This is a genomic window from Bradyrhizobium pachyrhizi (assembly GCF_001189245.1).
Classification (GTDB): Bacteria; Pseudomonadota; Alphaproteobacteria; order Rhizobiales; family Xanthobacteraceae; genus Bradyrhizobium; species Bradyrhizobium pachyrhizi.
In genome coordinates this window covers 1-1,525 of the sequence record NZ_LFIQ01000041.1, presented here as the reverse complement: position 1 = coordinate 1,525, position 1,525 = coordinate 1, and the positions used below count along the sequence as shown (strand labels likewise).

At 63.4% G+C, this 1,525-nt stretch carries 1 protein-coding gene; it reads right to left on the bottom strand.

The window, feature by feature from the left end; genetic code table 11:
• Nucleotides 1–687: 687 nt before the first annotated feature.
• A partial coding sequence (locus AKL29_RS07215) for an electron transfer flavoprotein subunit alpha/FixB family protein (RefSeq protein WP_050383626.1) occupies nt 688–1,525 on the bottom strand: 838 nt, incomplete at its 5' end.

Genomic DNA, 1,525 nt, shown 5'->3' with positions numbered 1-1,525 from the left:
GGTAAGCTCAGCGCTTTCTGCGGCCATGGTTTTCTACTGCATTAGGATTGTGCGTCGCAGGGCCCGAAGGCACCGGCTCATGCATGGTAAGGATGGCTGCGGTATTGCCGCCGCAAAGGCACACGCATTGACGCCCAAATTCCGCGCTCGGGAGCCGTCGTCGACGGATTTCATCGCTTCCGGCTGTGAGCAATAGTTTTTCTGAGGTGCTCTATAGATTTTCTCGGCCGAGTCCCGTTGCGTGACCTGGCCCTTGTTCATTGACAATGATGTGGTCCGCGAGGCTCATGGCCTCCTGGTCATGCGTCATTGATCATGGTGGTAATGCCCGCTGATCTGGACACCACCATCGTCGCTCAAGACCCGTTGGGTGCCGGGTTGCCCGCTGCGCAACCTTTTACCTGTACAGCCCTCACCCATCTGCTTCAGCGAAGGTCAATGAGGCACCACGGACCTCGGCTGCTGGGCAGCGACCATTCCACTTCTGGCGGCAGCTCCGCAGCGACTGGGCGCACTTCCATGAGGTTGAGTAGAGCACATCCTTTTTCCGTGATACGCGAGCTAACGTCGATCCGCTCAATGAACTCCTGTAGATGTCGTGGTCTGGCGATGAGGCCCGGACGACGAGGTATCTCCAATATCCACCTGAGAGGGCCAGAATGGCGAGATTGCTGACGGCCACAAACCTTATTTGCCGAGCTTGCCGAGCGCCTCGGCGAGCTCCGGAACCGCCTGGTAGAGGTCGGCGACCAGGCCGTAATCGGCGACCTGGAAGATCGGCGCGTCCTCATCCTTGTTGATGGCGACGATCACCTTGGAGTCCTTCATGCCGGCCAGATGCTGGATCGCGCCGGAGATGCCGACCGCGACATAAAGTTCCGGGGCCACCACCTTGCCGGTCTGGCCGACCTGCCAGTCGTTCGGCGCATAGCCGGCATCGACCGCGGCGCGCGAGGCGCCGACGCCGGCCCCTAACTTGTCGGCGAGCGGTTCGATGTATTTGGCGAAGTTCTCGCGGCTCTGCATGGCGCGGCCACCCGAGACGATGATCTTGGCCGAGGTCAGCTCCGGACGATCGCTCTTGGCGACCTCCTCGCCGACGAACGAGGACAGGCCGGGATCGGCGGCCGATGCGGCGTTCTCGATTCCCGCGCTGCCGCCTTCACCGGCGGCGGCGAAGGTCGAGGTGCGGACCGTGATCACCTTCTTGGCGTCCTTCGACTTCACGGTCTGGATCGCGTTGCCGGCATAGATCGGGCGCTCATAGGTGTCGGGCGCGACGACCTTGATGATCTCGGAGACCTGCATCACGTCGAGCAGGGCCGCGACGCGCGGCATCACATTCTTGAAGCGCGAGGTCGCGGGCGCGACGAAGGCGTCGTAGCCAGGGGCCAGCGCGACGATCAGCGCGGCCAGCGGCTCGGCCAGGTCGTGCTCATAGGCGGGGCCTTCGGCCACCAGCACCTTGGCGACACCGGCGAGCTTGGCGGCTGCTTCCGCCGCCGCCTTGGTGCCCTGGCCGCCA